Origin of the sequence: Ectopseudomonas oleovorans (assembly GCF_029845265.1) — a bacterium.
GTDB lineage: Bacteria > Pseudomonadota > Gammaproteobacteria > Pseudomonadales > Pseudomonadaceae > Aquipseudomonas > Aquipseudomonas oleovorans.
In genome coordinates, this window is record NZ_JAOCLK010000119.1 from 1 (window position 1) to 545 (window position 545).

A 545-nucleotide genomic window follows, 5' to 3' on the forward strand; every position below is an offset into this window, starting at 1 on the left:
CACCGCGCTGGCCGTGTCCGGCATCACCCGGCACGGTAAGCGCGTGCGCTTCTACTCCACGGTCGATCTGGTCAATCTGCTGGAGCGCGAAAAACACGACGGCAAAGCCGGGCGGATCGCCCAGGCACTGCTGCGCATGGATCTGGTCATCCTCGACGAACTGGGTTATCTGCCGTTCAGCCAGGCTGGCGGTGCGTTGCTGTTTCACCTGCTGTCCAAGCTGTACGAACACACCAGCGTGGTGATCACCACCAACCTGAGCTTCGCCGAATGGTCGAGCGTGTTCGGCGACGCCAAGATGACCACCGCCCTGCTGGATCGGCTGACCCACCACTGCCACATCGTCGAAACCGGTAACGAGTCCTATCGCCTGCAACACAGTAGCTTGGCGGCCCAGGCCAAGATCAAATCACGGGAGCGAAAGCGTAAGGGCGGCCAGGAACCGGAGGACGATGAGCCGTTCTGATTTCATGGCGACGACGGCCTGCTACATGGCTGCGTGTGGCAGGTCTTAAACAACTGAACTGGGCTAGCGAAGGAGTGGG

1 pseudogene is annotated in these 545 nt (G+C 61.1%); it reads left to right on the plus strand.

Annotated elements, in window-relative coordinates:
• Positions 1-466, plus strand: a pseudogene (istB, locus tag N5J71_RS22385) (IS21-like element ISPst3 family helper ATPase IstB); the annotation flags it as partial.
• Positions 467-545 lie beyond the last annotated feature (79 nt).